The organism is Promicromonospora sp. NFX87 (assembly GCF_048564965.1).
Lineage (GTDB): Bacteria > Actinomycetota > Actinomycetes > Actinomycetales > Cellulomonadaceae > Promicromonospora.
The window spans coordinates 244,471-260,292 of sequence record NZ_CP183413.1; the positions used below are offsets into that span (position 1 = coordinate 244,471).

Here is a 15,822-nt window from a genome sequence, read left to right on the forward strand (position 1 = left end):
CTCGCGAGACCGCGTCCCTGAGTAGTTTCGCGATCCGTGAGCACCTCCCCCTACACCCGTCTCGTCGCTGCCGCCACCGCAGGCGCACTTCTCGTGCCGCTGGCGGGCTGCGCGGCCGTCGGGCTGCCGGGTCCCGGGGCGGAGAGCGAGCCGAGCACCGAGCCCGGGCCCGTGGTCTCAGGGGAGTTCCACGGGGTGGGCGCCTCGTCCCAGGAGTCGGCGATGAAGGCGTGGATCTCCGGTTTCCGGGAGCAGCACCCCGAGGCGGCGATCAGCTACGACCCGGCCGGCTCCGGCGACGGCCGGGAGGCCTTCCTCACGGGTGACACGTCGTTCGGCGCCTCTGACGTCGCGCTCAGCGACGAGGAGATGGCGGCCTCCGGCCCGGCCTGCGACGGCGGGAACGCCATCGACCTGCCGGTCTACATCAGCCCCATCGCCGTGGCCTTCAACCTCGACGGCATCGACCAGCTGAACCTGTCGTCCGACGTGATCGCACGGATCTTCACGGGCCAGATCACGCGCTGGGACGACCCAGCGATCGTCGAGGCCAACCCCGAGGCGAAGCTGCCCGCGCTGGGCATCACGCCCGTGCACCGGTCCGACGACTCGGGCACCACCGAGAACTTCACCGACTACCTCCACGAGACCGCGCCGCGGGCGTGGCCGCACGAGCCGGACGGCCTGTGGCCGCTGACCGGAGGCTTCGCGGCGGAGGGGACGAGCGGCGTCACCGAGACCGTCCGGTCCACGCCGGGCAGCGTCACCTACGCGGACGCCTCGGCGACCACCGACCTCGGGCGCGCCGCCATCAAGGTGGGCAAGGAGTACGTGCCCTACAGCGCTGACGCCGCGGCCGCCGTCGTCGACGTCTCGCCGCGGATCGAGAACCGCTACGAGCACGACCTCTCGTTCGTGCTCGACCGGAAGATCGACAAGCCCTTCGCCTACCCGATGGTGCTCGTCTCGTACCTCGTCGTCTGCTCGCGGTACGAGGACCGGGCCAAGGGAACCTTCGTCAAGGAGTTCGTCGAGTACGTGGCGTCCTCCGCGGGGCAGGAGCGGGCCGCGGCGGCCGCGGGCAGCGCGGTCATCTCCAGCGACCTCCAGCTGTGGATCGCCGAGGCGGCGGACGCCATCTATCTGACCCAGCAGCGGACCGACGGGTGAAGAATGCCAGGCCGTGCCATGGTGGGCGTGTTGCGGATCACCCGCTCTACGCGGCCTTGTTCACCCTCCGTTTACCTATATCTGGTGAGCAGGTCACTCCACCTGCCTAGCGTCCCAACTGACGCGCCGGCGATCGCCGCGCGTACGACTTGAACAGGATGGAACGACACGTGAAGATCAGCCGATTCCCCCGCGTTGGCTCCGCTGTCATGGTGGGCGCGCTCGCGCTGAGCCTCGCAGCCTGCGGATCTGACCCGACGACCGGTGGCGAGACCCCCGAGACCGAGGGCGGCGGCGAGGCCATCTCCGGCGACTTCGCCGGTGCCGGCGCGTCCTCCCAGGAGTCCGCGATGGAGGCCTGGGTCGCCGGCTTCCAGGGCGCGAACCCGGACGTGACGATCAACTACGACCCCGCCGGTTCGGGCGCGGGCCGTGACCAGTTCCTCGCCGGTGGCGTGGCCTGGGCCGGTTCCGACTCGGCACTGGACGACGAGGAGCTCGCCTCCTCGGTCGAGGTGTGCGGCCCCGACGGCGCGATCGACCTGCCGATCTACGTGAGCCCGATCGCCGTGACCTTCAACCTCCCGGAGATCGACTCGCTGAACCTCTCCTCCGAGGTCATCGCCGCCATCTTCAAGGGCGAGATCAAGAAGTGGAACGACGAGGCGATCGCCGCCGACAACCCCGACGCCGACCTCCCTGACCTGGCCGTCACGCCGGTGCACCGCCTCGACGACTCGGGCACCACCGAGAACTTCACCGAGTACCTCTCCGCGACGGCCCCCGAGGCCTGGACGGACGAGCCCGACGGTGTCTGGCCGCTCGAGGGCGGCGACTCCGCCGAGGGCACGTCCGGCGTCGTCGGCGTCGTGACCGAGACCGAGGGCGCCGTCACCTACGCGGACGCCTCCAAGGTCGGCACGCTGGGCACCGCCGCCATCAAGGTCGGCGAGGAGTGGGTGGCACACTCGCCCGAGGGTGCTGCCGCCGTCGTCGACGCCTCCCCGCGCGTCGAGGGCCGTGCCGACCACGACTTCGCGATCGAGGTCGACCGTACGCTGACCGACCCGGCCACCTACCCGCTCGTGCTGGTGTCGTACGCCATCGCCTGCACCAACTACTCGGACGAGGCCACCGGTAACTTCGTCAAGGCGTTCCTCGCCTACCAGGCGTCGGACGAGGGCCAGCAGGCCGCGGCATCCGCCGCGGGCAGCTCGCCGATCTCCGCACAGACGGCCGAGCAGGTCGCTGCCGCGATCGACTCGATCACGGTCGGCTGACCGAGCTTCTGACTCCGGCCGGTGGCCGGGCCGACGGCGCGACGAGCGCCGGCAGGTCCGGCCACCGGCACAGCCGTGTCAGCCACAACCCCCACACCGAGCGATGAGCATCGAGGAGCTCTTGTGACCACGACCGACAGCCCGCCTGAGACTTCACCCGGCCGGGCGAAGCCGATCACCAGGCGGCGCCGTACCGACACCGAGCGGGGATTCAGCCGGGTGTTCCGCTGGATCTCCACGGGTGCGGGCGCTTTCCTGCTGGTGGTCCTGGCGGCCGTCGCAGTGTTCCTGATCGTGCGCGGCCTGCCGGCGCTCACGGCATCACCCGAGGAGCTCACGACGAACGGCGGCCTGCCGGCGGGCATGGACTCGCTGTGGGACCTCGTGGGCCCGCTCGTCTTCGGCACGCTGCTCGCCGCGGCCATGGCACTGCTCCTCGCCACGCCGGTGGCGATCGGCATCGCGCTGTTCATCTCGCACTACGCGCCTCGGCGCGCCGCGTCGGTGATCGGCTACGTGATCGACCTGCTCGCGGCCATCCCGTCCGTGGTGTTCGGCCTGTGGGGTGGCAGCACGCTGGCCCCGGTCATCAGCGTCTTCTGGGTCTGGCTCGGCGGTGTGCTCGACTTCCTGCCGTTCTGGACCGTGAACGTGACCAACACAGGCCGCTCGCTGGCCACCGCGTCGGTGGTGCTCGCCGTGATGATCCTGCCGATCATCACCGCGGTCTCCCGCGAGGTCTTCCTGCAGACCCCCAAGCTGCACGAGGAGGCGGCGCTCGCCCTGGGCGCCACCCGCTGGGAGATGGTCCGCACCGCGGTGCTCCCCTTCGGGCGCTCCGGTGTCATCTCCGCCGCGATGCTCGGCCTCGGCAGGGCCCTCGGCGAGACCATGGCGGTGCTCATGATCCTGTCGCCGGGCCTGCTCTACTCGTTCCAGATCTTCGACTCCGGCCAGCAGCAGACCATCGCCGCGTACATCGCGTCACGGTTCGCCGAGGCCAGCGGCCTCGCGGTGAACACGCTGATCGCGACCGGCCTGTCGCTGTTCGTCATCACCATGATCGTCAACATGGCCGCTCGCGCGATCGTCGCGCGCCGCAAGGAATTCTCGGGAGCCAACTGATGAGCGCCACGACTCCGACCGCGGGGACCTCCGACGCCGTCGAGCGGACGCGCGCCCTGCTGACCACGGCTGACGGTGGGCGCAGGCGCACCGACACCGTCATGACCGTGCTGATCTACGGCGCGTTCGCACTGGCGGTCATCCCGCTCGTGTCGCTGCTGTGGACCGTCGCGCTCCGCGGCGCCGAGCGGTTCAACAGCGACTTCCTGTTCACCTCCATGCGCGGCGTCTTCGGCGGCATGGACATGGGCGGCGCCTACCACGCCGCGATCGGCACCCTGATGATCACGCTGGGCGCCACGATCATCTCGGTGCCGCTCGGCCTGCTCGTGGCCATCTACCTCGTCGAGTACGGACGCGGCGCGCTGGCCCGGGCCACGACGTTCTTCGTGGACGTCATGACGGGTATCCCGTCGATCGTGGCCGGCCTCTTCGCCTTCGCGCTGTTCAGCATCTTCCTGGGGCCGGGCGCGAAGCTCGGCATCATCGCCTCGGTCGCGCTGAGCGTGCTGATGATCCCGGTCGTGGTGCGCTCGTGCGAGGAGATGCTCAAGCTCGTCCCGAACGAGCTGCGCGAGGCGTCCTACGCTTTGGGTGTGCCGAAGTGGCTCACGATCATCAGGGTGGTGCTCCGCACCTCCGTCGCAGGCCTGACGACGGGTGTGCTGCTCGCCGTCGCCCGCGTGATCGGCGAGACGGCGCCGATCCTCATCACGGCCGGCGTCTCCGACTCGATCAACTTCAACCCGTTCGACGGACGCATGATGACGCTGCCTGTCTACATCTTCAGCCAGTACCGGCAGGGCCCCGTGCCGTGTCAGGAGAACGCGCTCGACTGTCTGATCGACATCAACTTCGACCGGGCCTGGGCCGCGGCACTGCTGCTCATCCTGATCGTCATGATCCTGAACCTGATCGGGCGCCTCGTGACCCGATGGTTCTCCCCGAAGCTGCGCTGACGCGCAGACCGCCACCTGCAGTCCGGCTCAGCCGCAGCTCACACGAAGGAATGATCCGATGGCACAGCGCATCGACGTGAAGGACCTGAACATCTACTACGGCGACTTCCTCGCCGTGCAGGACGTCTCCATGACGATCGACCCGAAGTCCGTCACGGCCTTCATCGGTCCGTCCGGCTGCGGGAAGACGACGTTCCTGCGCACCCTGAACCGGATGCACGAGGTGACCCCGGGCGGGCGCGTCGAGGGTTCAGTCGAGCTCGAGGGCGTCGACCTCTACGGCGACGACGTCGACCCCGTGGCCGTGCGCCGCACCGTCGGCATGGTGTTCCAGCGCCCCAACCCGTTCCCGACGATGTCCATCCGCGACAACGTGCTGGCGGGCGTGAAGCTGAACAACCGCAAGATGGCGAAGCCCGAGGCGGACGACCTGGTCGAGAAGTCGCTGCGGGGCGCCAACCTCTGGAACGAGGTCAAGGACCGCCTGGAGCGGCCGGGCTCGGGCCTCTCGGGCGGCCAGCAGCAGCGCCTCTGCATCGCCCGCGCCATCGCGGTGCGGCCGCAGGTGATCCTGATGGACGAGCCGTGCTCGGCCCTGGACCCGATCTCCACCCTGGCGATCGAGGACCTCATCCAGGAGCTCAAGAAGGACTACACGATCGTCATCGTCACGCACAACATGCAGCAGGCCGCGCGCGTGAGCGACCGGACGGCGTTCTTCAACATCGCGGGCACCGGCAAGCCCGGCCGCCTCATCGAGATGAACGACACCGCGGCGATCTTCTCGTCGCCCGCCGAGAAGGCCACCGAGGACTACGTCTCGGGCCGCTTCGGGTGACGCTCACCCCTTCGCCGAGGTAGAACCCTGGCGAAGTAGAACTCTGGCGAGATAGAACTCTGGCGAGGCGGAACCGCAGCTGCGGTTCTACCTCGCCAGAGTTCTATCTCGCCAAGGTTCTATCTCGGCGGCGTGGTCACTCCGTGGGGGAGGCGGACGGCGACGGCGAGGCGGACGGCGAACCCGACGGCGACGGCATGGCAGCCACCGGCAGGTAGTCGGCGTACTCCGGCAGCGTGCCGTCGAACACCGGGAGCTGGAACTCCTTGGAGTCGCCGCCGACGGTGAGCGTCGCGTCGACGTACTCGCCGGGCGCCGCGCCCACGGTGTCGAGCTGGACCGCCTCGCCGGTCTCCGTGCCCAGGTAGACGGTGCCGCCGGCCGGGACGTCCACGGTGACGGGAGCGGCGCCAGGAGCCTCGAGGGTGAACGACGCGTCGTCCGCCGTCTCGTTGGCGAGCGCGCCGAGGACGTTGCCTGCCTCGCCCTCGGCGGCCGACACGACCATGAGGTTGATGCCGCGCAGGTCCCTGTTCTCCTCGCCGAGCACGGAGATACCGACGCCGTCGGACGGGTCGTAGTTCAGGTCCGTGGTGGTCGGGGCGCAGGCCGCGAGGAGCAGGGCTCCCGTTGCGGAGACCGCTGCGAGGGCGATGGTGCGGGCGCCTCGAGCGGCGGTGGCGCGACGGGACACGGTGAACTCCCTGATGTTCGTCTGGTTCGGGCGGGGGCGGATCCCCGCCATATCCTAGTGGGCCTCGGGGTATGCCCGCGCATCGCGACCACAGGCGAAATGCCCGGTCAGGGCGTGGCGAGGGTCACGTCTCCGGAACGATCCGATAGTGCCGGACCAGGTGGTAAGCGTCCGAACATTCACCCGCCGCAGCGCTCTGACCTGCGGAAACGCCTATCGGAATGACTCCAGGACAACCCCAAGGGCGCAAGTTCTCCTGATTACGCCGTGGTAACCTGGTTTCAGGGAAAGGGGACATCTGCAGATGACGTTCACAGTAGGCGAGACGGTTGTCTACCCGCACCATGGCGCGGCGCTGATCGAAGAGATCAAGGTCCGCAAGATTCGCGGCGAAGAGAAGATGTACCTCAAGCTCAAGGTCGCTCAGGGCGACCTCACCATCGAGGTCCCGGCGGAGAACGTCGACCTGGTTGGCGTGCGCGACGTCGTCGGCCAGGAGGGCCTCGACCGCGTGTTCGAGGTGCTGCGTGCGCCGTACACCGAAGAGCCCACCAACTGGTCGCGCCGGTACAAGGCGAACCTCGAGAAGCTTGCGTCCGGCGATGTCATCAAGGTGGCCGAGGTCGTTCGCGACCTGTCCCGCCGAGACGCCGACCGCGGTCTTTCCGCAGGTGAGAAGCGAATGCTCGCCAAGGCTCGCCAGATCCTCGTGTCCGAGCTCGCTCTGGCCGAGCACACCGAAGAGGAGAAGGCGGAAGCGATCCTCGACGAGGTTCTCGCTTCCTGACTTACCCACAGGATCCGTCTGACGTCACTGTCAGGACCCGGTGCTCGCGCCCCACGGGATCCTTCGCTTCAATCATGATCCTGTGGGGACCCCGACCAGATGACGACCCTTGCAATCCTGACGGCCGCTGGTTCGGGATCCCGTCTAGGGCGCGACCTGCCGAAGGCTCTGGTGGAGCTGGACGGCTTTCCACTGGTGCTGCACGCCGCGCGACGCCTCGCGGCGTCGGGCGTCGTGGACTCGATAGTGGTGACCGCGCCTGACGGCCTGGTCGGCGTCATGGCCGATCTCATGGCAGGCGACCCGCACGTGGGGATCCCCGTCCGGGTGACCGACGGCGGGCCCACCCGGCAGGCGTCCGTCGCCGCGGGCCTCGCTCTCGCGCGTCCTGAGGACGACGTGGTGCTGGTGCACGACGCCGCGCGTCCGCTGGTCCCGCCAGAGCTCGTCCAGCGGGTCGTGAGCGCCGTACGCAGCGGTCACGGCGCCGTCGTCCCCGGACTGCCGGTCACCGACACGGTGAAGCAGGTGCGTCCCGACGGCTCCGCTGAGCTGGTCACGGGCACGCCCGACCGCTCGATGCTGCGGGCCGTGCAGACACCCCAGGGGTTCGCCCGCGACCTGCTCGTGCGCGCGCACCACACGGGTGCAGAGCGTGCCGCCGCGGAACACCTCGCCGCCACTGACGACGCGGGCCTCGTCGAGGCTCTCGGCGAGCCGGTCCACATAGTCCCCGGCGACGCGGCAGCCTTCAAGATCACCACCGAACGCGACTTGTGGCTCGCGTCCCTCGTGCTGCAGGAGACCATCGCATGACCGACCCGTCCAGCACCCCGGAGCCCGCGCGACCGGCTCCGGCCGTGTACCTCCTGCCGCGCACGGGCATCGGGGTCGACGTGCACGCGTTCGCGCCGGACGGCTCGGACCGTGAGATGTGGCTCGGGGGCCTGCACTGGCCGGGGGAGCGCGGCCTGGCGGGCCACTCCGACGCCGACGTCGCGGCGCACGCGGCAGCGGACGCACTGTTCTCCGCGGCCACCCTGGGAGACCTCGGCTCGCACTTCGGGACCGGCCGTCCCGAGTGGGCGGGCGCGTCCGGGACCACCCTGCTCGCCGAAGCCGCGAGGCGCGTTCGGGCTGCTGGGTACATGATCGGTAACGTGGCAGTTCAGGTGATCGGAAACCATCCGCGGGTCGGCACCCGGCGCGACGAGGCACAGGCGGCGCTGTCCGCCGCCGCCGGCGCGCCCGTGTCCCTCACCGCGACCACCACCGATGCGCTCGGCCTGACCGGCCGCGGTGAGGGCGTCGCGGCGATCGCGACGGCGCTCGTCGTGCCCGAGTCCGGGAGCGCGGCATGAACAAGCGGAAGCCGCTCGACGAGCGGCGCGCCGAGATCGTCGAGGCGGGCCTGAGCGTGGCGATGCGCGAGGGTGTCGAGTCGGTGACCGTGCGCCGCGTGGCGCAGGAGGCCGGGATCTCGCTGGGTACCGTGCACTACTGCTTCGACGACAAGGACGCGATGCTGCGCGCCATGGGCCGCGCCATCGCGATGCGTGCGTCGGAGCAGGTGCTGGCGGCGCTCGACGCGGGTCCGGACCGGACGGCCCTGCTCGAGGCCACCGTCGACGCGATGCTGGGCGGCCTCAAGCAGCACCAGGAGATGCGGCTGCTGACCTTCGAGTTCGCGGTCTCGGGCGCGCGTACCCCGGTGCTGCGCGAGGTGGCGCAGGCCCACCTGAAGCAGAGCATCGCGATGACGCGCGAGTACCTGCAGCGGCTCGCCGACGTCGCGAACGTCAGGTTCCGCACGGATATCGGGGCGCTGGCGCGGATGACGGCGCTCCGCATCGACGGCATCGAGCTCGCGTGGATGGTGGACCAGGACGACGAGGCAGCGCGTGGGGGGTTCGCGGACCTCGCGGCCGCCGTCTGGGGTGACATGGAGCCCGCGGACGAGCTGGAGCTCGCCCAGGAGCTCTGAGGCTCAGGCGAAGAGCCTCAGCCGAAGACCCGCTGGGTGTACGGGTTCGCGAACACGCCCTCGGGGTCCGCGGCATCGCGGACCCGGCGGAAGTCCGGGAGCCGCCGGTACTGGCCCTCGAGGTACTCGGCGTCGCGGGTGTGCAGCTTGCCCCAGTGGGGTCGCCCGCCCGCCGCGGTGAGGATCTGCTCGGCGGCGTCGAAGTACCGCGCGTACGGCAGGCGCCAGTACTGGTGGACGGCCACGTACGCGGTCTCGCGGCCGTACGCGGTGGAGAGCCACACGTCGTCGGCGGGTGCGAAACGCACCTCGATCGGGAACGGGACGTTCTCACCGGTGGACCGCTGCCAGGCGTCGATCTCTCCCAGCACCCCGACGACGGCGTCGCGCGGCACCGCGTACTCCATCTCGCGGAACCGCACCCGCCGGTTGGTGCAGAACACCTCGTGCGACGGCGCCGTGTACCGGCGGGCGCTCAGGGCGCGGGCCGCGACGGCGTTCAGGGTGGGCGTCGACGCGGGCAGCGCCGTCGCGACCCGGTTCACCGCCTCGAAGAGCCCGTTGGACAGCACCTCCTCGTCGAGGAAGGAGCGGGCCGCCCCCGCGGCCTTGCGTGCGCGGTGGGCGACGCCTGAGCCGGCGCTCGTGCCCGCGTCGACGCGCGTATTGCGCAGGGTGAGCGCCCGGCGCGTGGTGGGGAACCAGTAGAACTCGAAGTGGTCGTGGTCGGCGACCAGGTCGTGCACGCCCTCCAGGACGCGGTCCAGCGGCCAGGGCTCCTCGACGGCGTGCAGGTCGAAGGCGGGGACCGCCTCGATCGTCACGGTGCTGAGTACGCCGGTGGCGCCGAGGCCGAGCCGCGAGGCCTCGAACAGGTCGTGCTGCTCGGTGGGCGAGGCGTGCGTGACCTCGCCGTCGGGTCCCACGACCGTCAGGGCGCGGACGCGCGTGGCGAGCCCGCCGAACTTGGCGCCGGTGCCGTGCGTGCCCGTGGAGATGGCGCCGGCGATCGACTGCCTGTCGATGTCGCCGAGGTTCTGCATCGCGAGGCCGCGCTCGGCGAGGACCTGGTTGAGCTGGTGCAGGCGCATGCCCGCCCCCACCGTCACGAGGGCGTGCCCGGTGTCCGGGTCACGCTCCACGCGGTGCAAGGCGTTGAGGCGATCCAGGCTGAGCTGTACGCCCTCGGTGGCCGCGGCCGGGGTGAAGGAGTGTCCACCGCCGACCACCCGGACGGTGTGGCCGTCCTTGACGGCACGGCGCACGGCGTCGGACAGCTCGTCCTCCGAGGCCGGCTGCTCCTGCCGCGCGGGCGTCACGCTGACGTTGCGTGCCCAGTTCGTCCAGATCACGGATGCACTATCCCACGGCGCCGTGCCCGTTAACTAGACCTCTGTCGCAGGGTGGGGCCGGGGAGTAGCGTTCGGACATGAGCTCCGCAGCAGACACCGTCGCGCGGCTGACCGCCGCCACGTCCGGGCTGCCCGCCCCCCTCGCCGTCGTCGACCTGGACGCGTTCGACGCCAACGCGCTCGACCTCCTCAAGCGCGCCGACGGCGTGCCGGTCCGCGTCGCGTCGAAGTCCGTGCGCGTGCGCTCGCTGGTCGCGCGTGCCGCCGGGCACGGGTTCGCGGGCGTCATGGCGTACTCGGTACGCGAGGCGTTGTGGCTGGTCAGCGAGGGTGTGCGCGACGTGCTGGTCGGCTATCCGACCGTGGACAAGGAGTCGCTGGCCGCCCTCGCGACAGACGCCACGGCCCGCGCGGAGATCACCCTGATGGTCGACGACGTCGTCCATCTCGGCCTGATCGCGGACGCCGACCAGGCCGCCGGCGCGAGCGGCCCGGCGAGTGCCCACCCCCTCCAGGTGTGCCTGGACGTCGACTGCTCGCTGCGGGTCGGCGCCGGGGCGCTGACCGCCCACCTCGGCACGCGGCGGTCGCCGCTGCGCGAGCCGGGCGACGTCGCCGCCCTCGCGACGGTGGCCCAGGCGAGAGGGCTGGCCGTGCGCGGCCTCATGTTCTACGAGGCCCAGGTGGCCGGCCTGCCCGACACGAGCCCCGCCGTCCGGCTGGTCAAGCACCTGACGATGCGCGAGGTGAACGACCGCCGGGTGCGAATCCTCGCGGCGGTGCGCGACGCCGTCGGGCAGGAGGTCGAGCTGGTCAACGCGGGCGGTACCGGGTCGATAGAGGTGAGCGGCAGTGCGCCCGGCGTCACCGAGGTCACCGCGGGCTCCGGCCTGTACACGCCCGGCCTGTTCGACGGCTACCGCTCGTTCCGGCCTCGTCCGGCGTCGTTCTTCGGGCTCGACGTCGTACGCGAGCCCGCACCCGGCTGGGTGACCGCGTTCGCTGGCGGGTACGTGGCGTCCGGCAAGGCGGGAGCGGCGCGGGTGCCCCGCCTGTTCACGCCTGGCTACGCCCTGAACGGTCCCGAGGGCGTCGGCGAGGTGCAGACGCCGCTGCGGGCGACCCGTGGGGCGTCCGGCGCGGGGCTGCGCATCGGCGACCGCGTCTGGCTCCGGCACGCCAAGGCGGGCGAGATGATGGAGCGGTTCGACCAGGTGCACCTCGTCCGGGGCGACGAGGTCGTGGAGACGGTGCCGACCTACCGGGGCGAGCAGAAGAACTTCGGGTAGGGCGTGCGGCGGCCCGTCGGGTAGAAATCGGGTAGAACAGGGCCATGCCCGTGACACATCACCACCACCGCCGCCTCATGACGGGCCGCGACCCCCACGAGCCTGCGCGCACCGCGACCCCGCTGGAGCTGCTGTTCGACCTGGCGTTCGTCGTCGGGTTCGGCGTGGCCGCGGAGCAGGCCGCCCACCTGGTCGCGGACGGGCACGCCGCCGCCGGCGTGATCGGGTTCGCGTTCTCGATGTTCGCCATCTGCTGGGCGTGGATCAACTTCACCTGGTTCGCCTCGGCCTTCGACACCGACGACTGGTTCTACCGCGTCACCACGATGGTGCAGATGATCGGCGTCGTGGTGCTGGCGCTCGGCCTGCCGGACATGTTTCATTCCGTAGTCGCCGGCGACCGGGTGGACAACGAGGTGATGGTCGCCGGCTACATCGTGATGCGCCTGGCCATGCTCGTGCAGTGGCTGCGCGCGGCCAGGCAGGCGCCCGAGTACCGGGCGACCTGCATGGGGTACGTGGGGACGCTCGTCGTCACGCAGATCGGGTGGATCGTCCTCGCCGTCGCGCCCGTGAGCGTGGCGGTCTTCTTCGTGTGCGGTGCGCTGCTGGGCGTCGCGGAGATGACGGGTCCCTACCTGTCGGAGCGGTTCCGCGCCGACCGCCCCGGTGCGCGGAGCACCCCGTGGCACGCCCACCACATGGCCGAGCGGTACGGGCTGCTGGCCATCATCACCCTCGGCGAGGGCGTGATCGGCACGGTCGCGACCCTGTCCGCCGTCACGGGGGAGTCCGGCTGGACGCTCGACGCCGCTCTCGTGGCGCTCGCTGGTATGGGCATCACGTTCGGGCTCTGGTGGACGTACTACCTCACGCCGGACGCCGAGATGCTGCACCGGCACCGGGAGCGGTCGTACATCTGGGGCTACGGGAACATCCTGGTCTTCGCGGGACTCGCGGGCGTGGGCGCCGGGCTGCACGTGGCGGCGTACTACCTGAAGGGCGACGCCCACATCGGCGCCGTCGGGACCGTGCTGGCCGTCGCCGTGCCGGTGCTCGTGGCCGTGCTGGCCGACTACACGCTGTTCTGGGTGCTGACCCGGTCGTTCGACGGGCTGCACCTGCTCCTGGTCACCGGGACCGTCGTGGTGCTCGCCGCATCCGTGGCTACGGCCGCGGCCGGTTTCCACATGGCCTGGTCGCTGCTCCTGGTGGCGCTCGCGCCGGTCGTGACGATCGTCGGCTACGAGGTGCGGGGCCACCGGCACGTGGCCCGTCTGCTCGAGAGCGAGCCCGGGCCGGGAGACGAGCTACTGACTCCGAGGCAGTAGCCTGCTGGGATGCGAGCAGCAGTGACGGTGCACATGAAGGCGGACCCGGCTGTGGTCTGGGACCTGCTCAGCGACGTCACCCGGGTGGGTGAGCTGAGCCCGGAGACGTTCGAGGCGGAGTGGACCGACGGGTCCACCGGCCCCGCCGTGGGGGCGCACTTCCGGGGCCATGTCCGGCGCAACGGGGTGGGCCCCGTGTACTGGTCGCAGTGCAAGGTGACCCACTGCGAACCCGGCCGGGACTTCGGCTTCACCGTGTACATGGGCGGAAAGCGGCTGAACAACTGGCGCTACCAGCTGGTGCCCGCGGACGGCGGGTGCGACGTCACCGAGTCGTTCGAGCTGGAGCAGCGCGGCGTCGCCCGCGTGTACTGGGCGCTGGCCGGCTGGCACCGCCGTCGGGTCAACGTGCGCGGGATGCGCCAGACCCTGGAACGGGCCAGGGCAGTTGTCGAGGCGGGGAGCGCAAGCGCCGGTACCCTTGACAGGTGACCATCCGCCTGTTTGACACCGCTACGCGCGAGGTGCGCGACCTCAACCCCATCACCCCGGGCGAGGTCGGCATCTACCTGTGTGGCGCCACGGTGCAGGCACCCCCGCATGTCGGCCATCTGCGCCCGGCCGTCGCGTTCGACGTGCTGCGACGCTGGCTCACGCGGCGGGGCCTGACGGTCACCCTGATCCGGAACGTCACCGACATCGACGACAAGGTGCTGGCCAAGTCGGCCGCCGCCGGCCGCGAGTGGTGGGCGCACGCCGCGCTGTACGAGCGCGTGTTCACGCAGGCGTACGACGCGCTCGGCGTCCTCCCGCCCACCTACGAGCCGCGCGCCACCGGCAGCGTGCCGGAGATGGTCGCGCTCATGGAACGCCTGGTCGAGAAGGGCCACGCCTACAGCACCGGCGAGGGCAACGTCTGGTTCGACGTCCACTCCTGGCCCGCCTACGGGGGGCTCACGCGGCAGAAGGTCGAGGACCTCAGCCCCGAGGAGGGCGGCGAACCCACGACGGGCACGGCGAGCGACGCCAAGAAGAACCCGCACGACTTCGCGCTGTGGAAGGCCCCCAAGCCCGGCGAGCCCGAGTCGGCGTCGTGGGACACCCCGTACGGGCGCGGGCGCCCCGGCTGGCACCTGGAGTGCTCGGCGATGGCCCGCCGCTACCTGGGCGACACGTTCGACATCCACGGCGGCGGCCTCGACCTGCGGTTCCCGCACCACGAGAACGAGCAGGCGCAGTCCCGGGCGGCGGGCTACGGCTTCGCGAACCGCTGGATGCACGTCGCGTGGGTCACGCAGTCCGGCGTGAAGATGTCCAAGTCCCTGGGCAACGGCCTCCTCGTCAGCGAGCTGCTGAACGAGGCACCCGCGCCCGTCGTGCGCTACGCGCTGGCCGCCGTGCAGTACCGGTCGATGCTCGAGTGGGCGCCCGACACGCTCGACGAGGCGCGCACCACGTGGGAGCGCCTGTCGGGCTTCGTGGCGCGCGCCTCGGAGCGGGTCGGCGACGTCCCGGCCGAGGAGGTCGCCAAGGCCGACGTCCCCGAGGCGTTCGCCGCCGCGATGGACGACGACCTGAACGTGCCGCAGGCGCTCGCCGTCGTGCACGAGCACCTGCGGGCCGGGAACACGGCGCTCGCGTCCGGGGCCGATGCCGCGGTGCGTACCGAGCTGGTGACGTTGCGTGCGATGCTCGACGTACTGGGGCTCGACCCGGCGGACCCGCAGTGGGCGGCGACGTCCACCGACGACCGGTACGCCAAGGCGCTCGACGGGCTCGTCACGGCGGAGCTCAAGGCCCGCGCCGAAGCGCGCGAGGCCAAGGACTGGGCCACTTCCGACGCGATCCGGGACCGCCTCGCGGCCGCCGGCATCGAGGTACAGGACTCCGCCGACGGCGCCCGCTGGACGCTGTCCTGATCTTTTCCCTGGTGGTCGAGCTTGTCATGACCACCACTACCGAACCCGCGGTGGTCGCGACAAGCTCGACCACCGGCTGAGAGACGAGACACACCATGGCAGGAAACTCGAAGCGCGCCGGTGCGGTACGCAAGGCAGGCTCCAAGAAGGGCGCCCAGGTAGGCACCGGCGGTCACAGCCGCAAGGCGCTGCAGGGCAAGGGGCCGACGCCCAAGGCGGAGGACCGTACCTACCACCCGGCGCACGAGCGCAAGCTGGCGGCCGAGCGGCGCGCGGCGGCGGCCGGACGGCGGCCGGGCGGCCGCACCGCGGGCCGCAAGGCCGCCGGGGCGACCGAGGTCGTCACCGGCCGCAACGCGGTGCTGGAGGCGCTGCGCGCCGAGATGCCCGTCGAGGGCATCTACCTGGCCACCCACCTGGACGCGGACGACCGCACCCAGGAGATCCTGGAGATCGCGCACGCGCGCAGCCTCCCGATGTTCGAGGCCTCGCGGCTCGACCTCGACAAGATCACCGAGGGCGCGGTGCACCAGGGCGTGGCCATGAAGGTGCCGCCGTACGACTACAAGGACGCCGAGGACCTGCTCGACGCCGCGGCGGAGGCCGGCGAGCCGCCGCTCATCGTGGCGCTGGACAACATCACGGACCCGCGCAACCTCGGCGCGGTGCTGCGGTCCGCCGGCGCGTTCGGCGCGCACGGCGTGCTGGTCCCGGAGCGGCGCGCCGCGGGCGTGACGGCGTCGGCCTGGAAGGTCTCGGCGGGCGCGGCGGCCCGTGTCCCCGTCGCGCGTGCGACGAACCTGGCCCGCGAGCTCGCCGAGCTGAAGAAGTCCGGCTGCTTCGTGGTCGGGCTCGACGCCGGGGGCGACATGCAGGTGGGCGAGCTCGCCTACGCCACCGACCCGCTGGTGCTGGTCATCGGCTCGGAGGGCAAGGGGCTGTCCCGCCTGGTGCGCGAGGCGTGCGACGCGATCGTTTCCATCCCGATCGCCACGACCACCGAGTCGCTGAACGCGGCGGTCGCGGCGGGGATCACCCTGTACGAGGTCGCGAAGCAGCGGTCGACGCCGGCCAGCTAGTACCACGGCCCGGCC

16 protein-coding genes are annotated in these 15,822 nt (G+C 71.1%); 14 read left to right on the forward strand and 2 right to left on the reverse strand.

The window, feature by feature from the left end:
• Positions 1-36 precede the first annotated feature (36 nt).
• The 5 genes from pstS (ACNYC2_RS01195) to pstB all read left to right on the forward strand — a co-directional run bounded on the left by pstS (ACNYC2_RS01195) (position 37) and on the right by pstB (position 5,372).
• On the forward strand, positions 37-1,170 hold the full coding sequence (pstS, locus tag ACNYC2_RS01195) for a phosphate ABC transporter substrate-binding protein PstS (protein ID WP_419705301.1): 1,134 nt from the start codon (positions 37-39) through the stop codon (positions 1,168-1,170).
• A 170-nt stretch (positions 1,171-1,340) separates the two neighbouring features.
• Positions 1,341-2,450, forward strand: coding sequence for a phosphate ABC transporter substrate-binding protein PstS (pstS, locus tag ACNYC2_RS01200; RefSeq protein WP_419705302.1), 1,110 nt, complete (start codon positions 1,341-1,343; stop codon positions 2,448-2,450).
• Between the two features lie 123 nt (positions 2,451-2,573).
• Positions 2,574-3,575, forward strand: coding sequence for a phosphate ABC transporter permease subunit PstC (gene pstC / locus ACNYC2_RS01205; protein WP_419705303.1), 1,002 nt, complete (start codon positions 2,574-2,576; stop codon positions 3,573-3,575).
• On the forward strand, positions 3,575-4,534 hold the full coding sequence (gene pstA, locus ACNYC2_RS01210; RefSeq protein ID WP_419705304.1) for a phosphate ABC transporter permease PstA: 960 nt from the start codon (positions 3,575-3,577) through the stop codon (positions 4,532-4,534). Before pstC ends, pstA begins: the two co-directional genes overlap by 1 nt.
• A 58-nt stretch (positions 4,535-4,592) precedes the next feature.
• Complete coding sequence (gene pstB, locus ACNYC2_RS01215; RefSeq protein ID WP_419705305.1) at positions 4,593-5,372, forward strand: phosphate ABC transporter ATP-binding protein PstB; 780 nt, start codon at positions 4,593-4,595, stop codon at positions 5,370-5,372.
• A 136-nt stretch (positions 5,373-5,508) separates the two neighbouring features.
• On the opposite strand, the gene ACNYC2_RS01220 is transcribed toward pstB, so the two are convergent.
• A complete protein-coding gene (locus ACNYC2_RS01220) occupies positions 5,509-6,066 on the reverse strand; it encodes a hypothetical protein (protein ID WP_419705306.1) in 558 nt (185 codons plus the stop codon).
• 304 nt (positions 6,067-6,370) lie between these two features.
• On the opposite strand from ACNYC2_RS01220, the gene ACNYC2_RS01225 reads away from it, so the two are divergent.
• From ACNYC2_RS01225 to ACNYC2_RS01240, 4 genes are all read left to right on the forward strand, one after another.
• On the forward strand, positions 6,371-6,853 hold the full coding sequence (locus tag ACNYC2_RS01225) for a CarD family transcriptional regulator (protein WP_116677014.1): 483 nt from the start codon (positions 6,371-6,373) through the stop codon (positions 6,851-6,853).
• Positions 6,854-6,952: 99 nt separating this feature from the next.
• A complete protein-coding gene (gene ispD / locus ACNYC2_RS01230; RefSeq protein WP_419705307.1) occupies positions 6,953-7,669 on the forward strand; it encodes a 2-C-methyl-D-erythritol 4-phosphate cytidylyltransferase in 717 nt (238 codons plus the stop codon).
• The gene (gene ispF, locus ACNYC2_RS01235) at positions 7,666-8,214 is read left to right on the forward strand and encodes a 2-C-methyl-D-erythritol 2,4-cyclodiphosphate synthase (protein WP_419705308.1); all 549 of its coding nucleotides are present in this window, start codon (positions 7,666-7,668) and stop codon (positions 8,212-8,214) included. Before ispD ends, ispF begins: the two co-directional genes overlap by 4 nt.
• A complete protein-coding gene (locus ACNYC2_RS01240) occupies positions 8,211-8,837 on the forward strand; it encodes a TetR/AcrR family transcriptional regulator (RefSeq protein WP_419705309.1) in 627 nt (208 codons plus the stop codon). The genes ispF and ACNYC2_RS01240 overlap by 4 nt, the downstream gene beginning before the upstream one ends.
• A 17-nt stretch (positions 8,838-8,854) precedes the next feature.
• On the opposite strand, the gene ACNYC2_RS01245 is transcribed toward ACNYC2_RS01240, so the two are convergent.
• Positions 8,855-10,189 (reverse strand): D-arabinono-1,4-lactone oxidase, encoded by a 1,335-nt coding sequence (locus ACNYC2_RS01245; RefSeq protein ID WP_419705310.1) that lies wholly within the window; start codon positions 10,187-10,189, stop codon positions 8,855-8,857.
• A 77-nt stretch (positions 10,190-10,266) separates the two neighbouring features.
• On the opposite strand from ACNYC2_RS01245, the gene ACNYC2_RS01250 reads away from it, so the two are divergent.
• The 5 genes from ACNYC2_RS01250 to rlmB all read left to right on the forward strand — a co-directional run bounded on the left by ACNYC2_RS01250 (position 10,267) and on the right by rlmB (position 15,807).
• The gene (locus tag ACNYC2_RS01250; RefSeq protein ID WP_419705311.1) at positions 10,267-11,478 is read left to right on the forward strand and encodes an amino acid deaminase/aldolase; all 1,212 of its coding nucleotides are present in this window, start codon (positions 10,267-10,269) and stop codon (positions 11,476-11,478) included.
• Positions 11,479-11,522: 44 nt separating this feature from the next.
• The gene (locus ACNYC2_RS01255) at positions 11,523-12,809 is read left to right on the forward strand and encodes a low temperature requirement protein A (RefSeq protein ID WP_419705312.1); all 1,287 of its coding nucleotides are present in this window, start codon (positions 11,523-11,525) and stop codon (positions 12,807-12,809) included.
• Positions 12,810-12,818: 9 nt separating this feature from the next.
• Positions 12,819-13,301 carry an SRPBCC family protein gene (locus ACNYC2_RS01260; RefSeq protein WP_419705313.1) on the forward strand — a complete coding sequence of 161 codons (483 nt, stop codon included), beginning with the start codon at positions 12,819-12,821 and terminating at the stop codon, positions 13,299-13,301.
• A complete protein-coding gene (gene cysS, locus ACNYC2_RS01265) occupies positions 13,298-14,728 on the forward strand; it encodes a cysteine--tRNA ligase (protein ID WP_419705314.1) in 1,431 nt (476 codons plus the stop codon). The genes ACNYC2_RS01260 and cysS overlap by 4 nt, the downstream gene beginning before the upstream one ends.
• Positions 14,729-14,823: 95 nt before the next feature.
• Positions 14,824-15,807, forward strand: coding sequence for a 23S rRNA (guanosine(2251)-2'-O)-methyltransferase RlmB (rlmB, locus tag ACNYC2_RS01270; protein ID WP_419705315.1), 984 nt, complete (start codon positions 14,824-14,826; stop codon positions 15,805-15,807).
• Positions 15,808-15,822 lie beyond the last annotated feature (15 nt).

What these genes read in the sequence shown, in the direction of transcription:
- pstA (WP_419705304.1), top strand. Translation starts at nt 3,575, where the DNA reads ATGAGCGCCACGACTCCGACCGCGGGGACCTCCGACGCCGTCGAGCGG.
- ACNYC2_RS01255 (WP_419705312.1), top strand. Translation starts at nt 11,523, where the DNA reads ATGCCCGTGACACATCACCACCACCGCCGCCTCATGACGGGCCGCGAC.
- ispD (WP_419705307.1), top strand. Translation starts at nt 6,953, where the DNA reads ATGACGACCCTTGCAATCCTGACGGCCGCTGGTTCGGGATCCCGTCTA.
- pstB (WP_419705305.1), top strand. Translation starts at nt 4,593, where the DNA reads ATGGCACAGCGCATCGACGTGAAGGACCTGAACATCTACTACGGCGAC.
- ACNYC2_RS01240 (WP_419705309.1), top strand. Translation starts at nt 8,211, where the DNA reads ATGAACAAGCGGAAGCCGCTCGACGAGCGGCGCGCCGAGATCGTCGAG.
- ACNYC2_RS01225 (WP_116677014.1), top strand. Translation starts at nt 6,371, where the DNA reads ATGACGTTCACAGTAGGCGAGACGGTTGTCTACCCGCACCATGGCGCG.
- ACNYC2_RS01260 (WP_419705313.1), top strand. Translation starts at nt 12,819, where the DNA reads ATGCGAGCAGCAGTGACGGTGCACATGAAGGCGGACCCGGCTGTGGTC.
- rlmB (WP_419705315.1), top strand. Translation starts at nt 14,824, where the DNA reads ATGGCAGGAAACTCGAAGCGCGCCGGTGCGGTACGCAAGGCAGGCTCC.
- ACNYC2_RS01250 (WP_419705311.1), top strand. Translation starts at nt 10,267, where the DNA reads ATGAGCTCCGCAGCAGACACCGTCGCGCGGCTGACCGCCGCCACGTCC.
- ispF (WP_419705308.1), top strand. Translation starts at nt 7,666, where the DNA reads ATGACCGACCCGTCCAGCACCCCGGAGCCCGCGCGACCGGCTCCGGCC.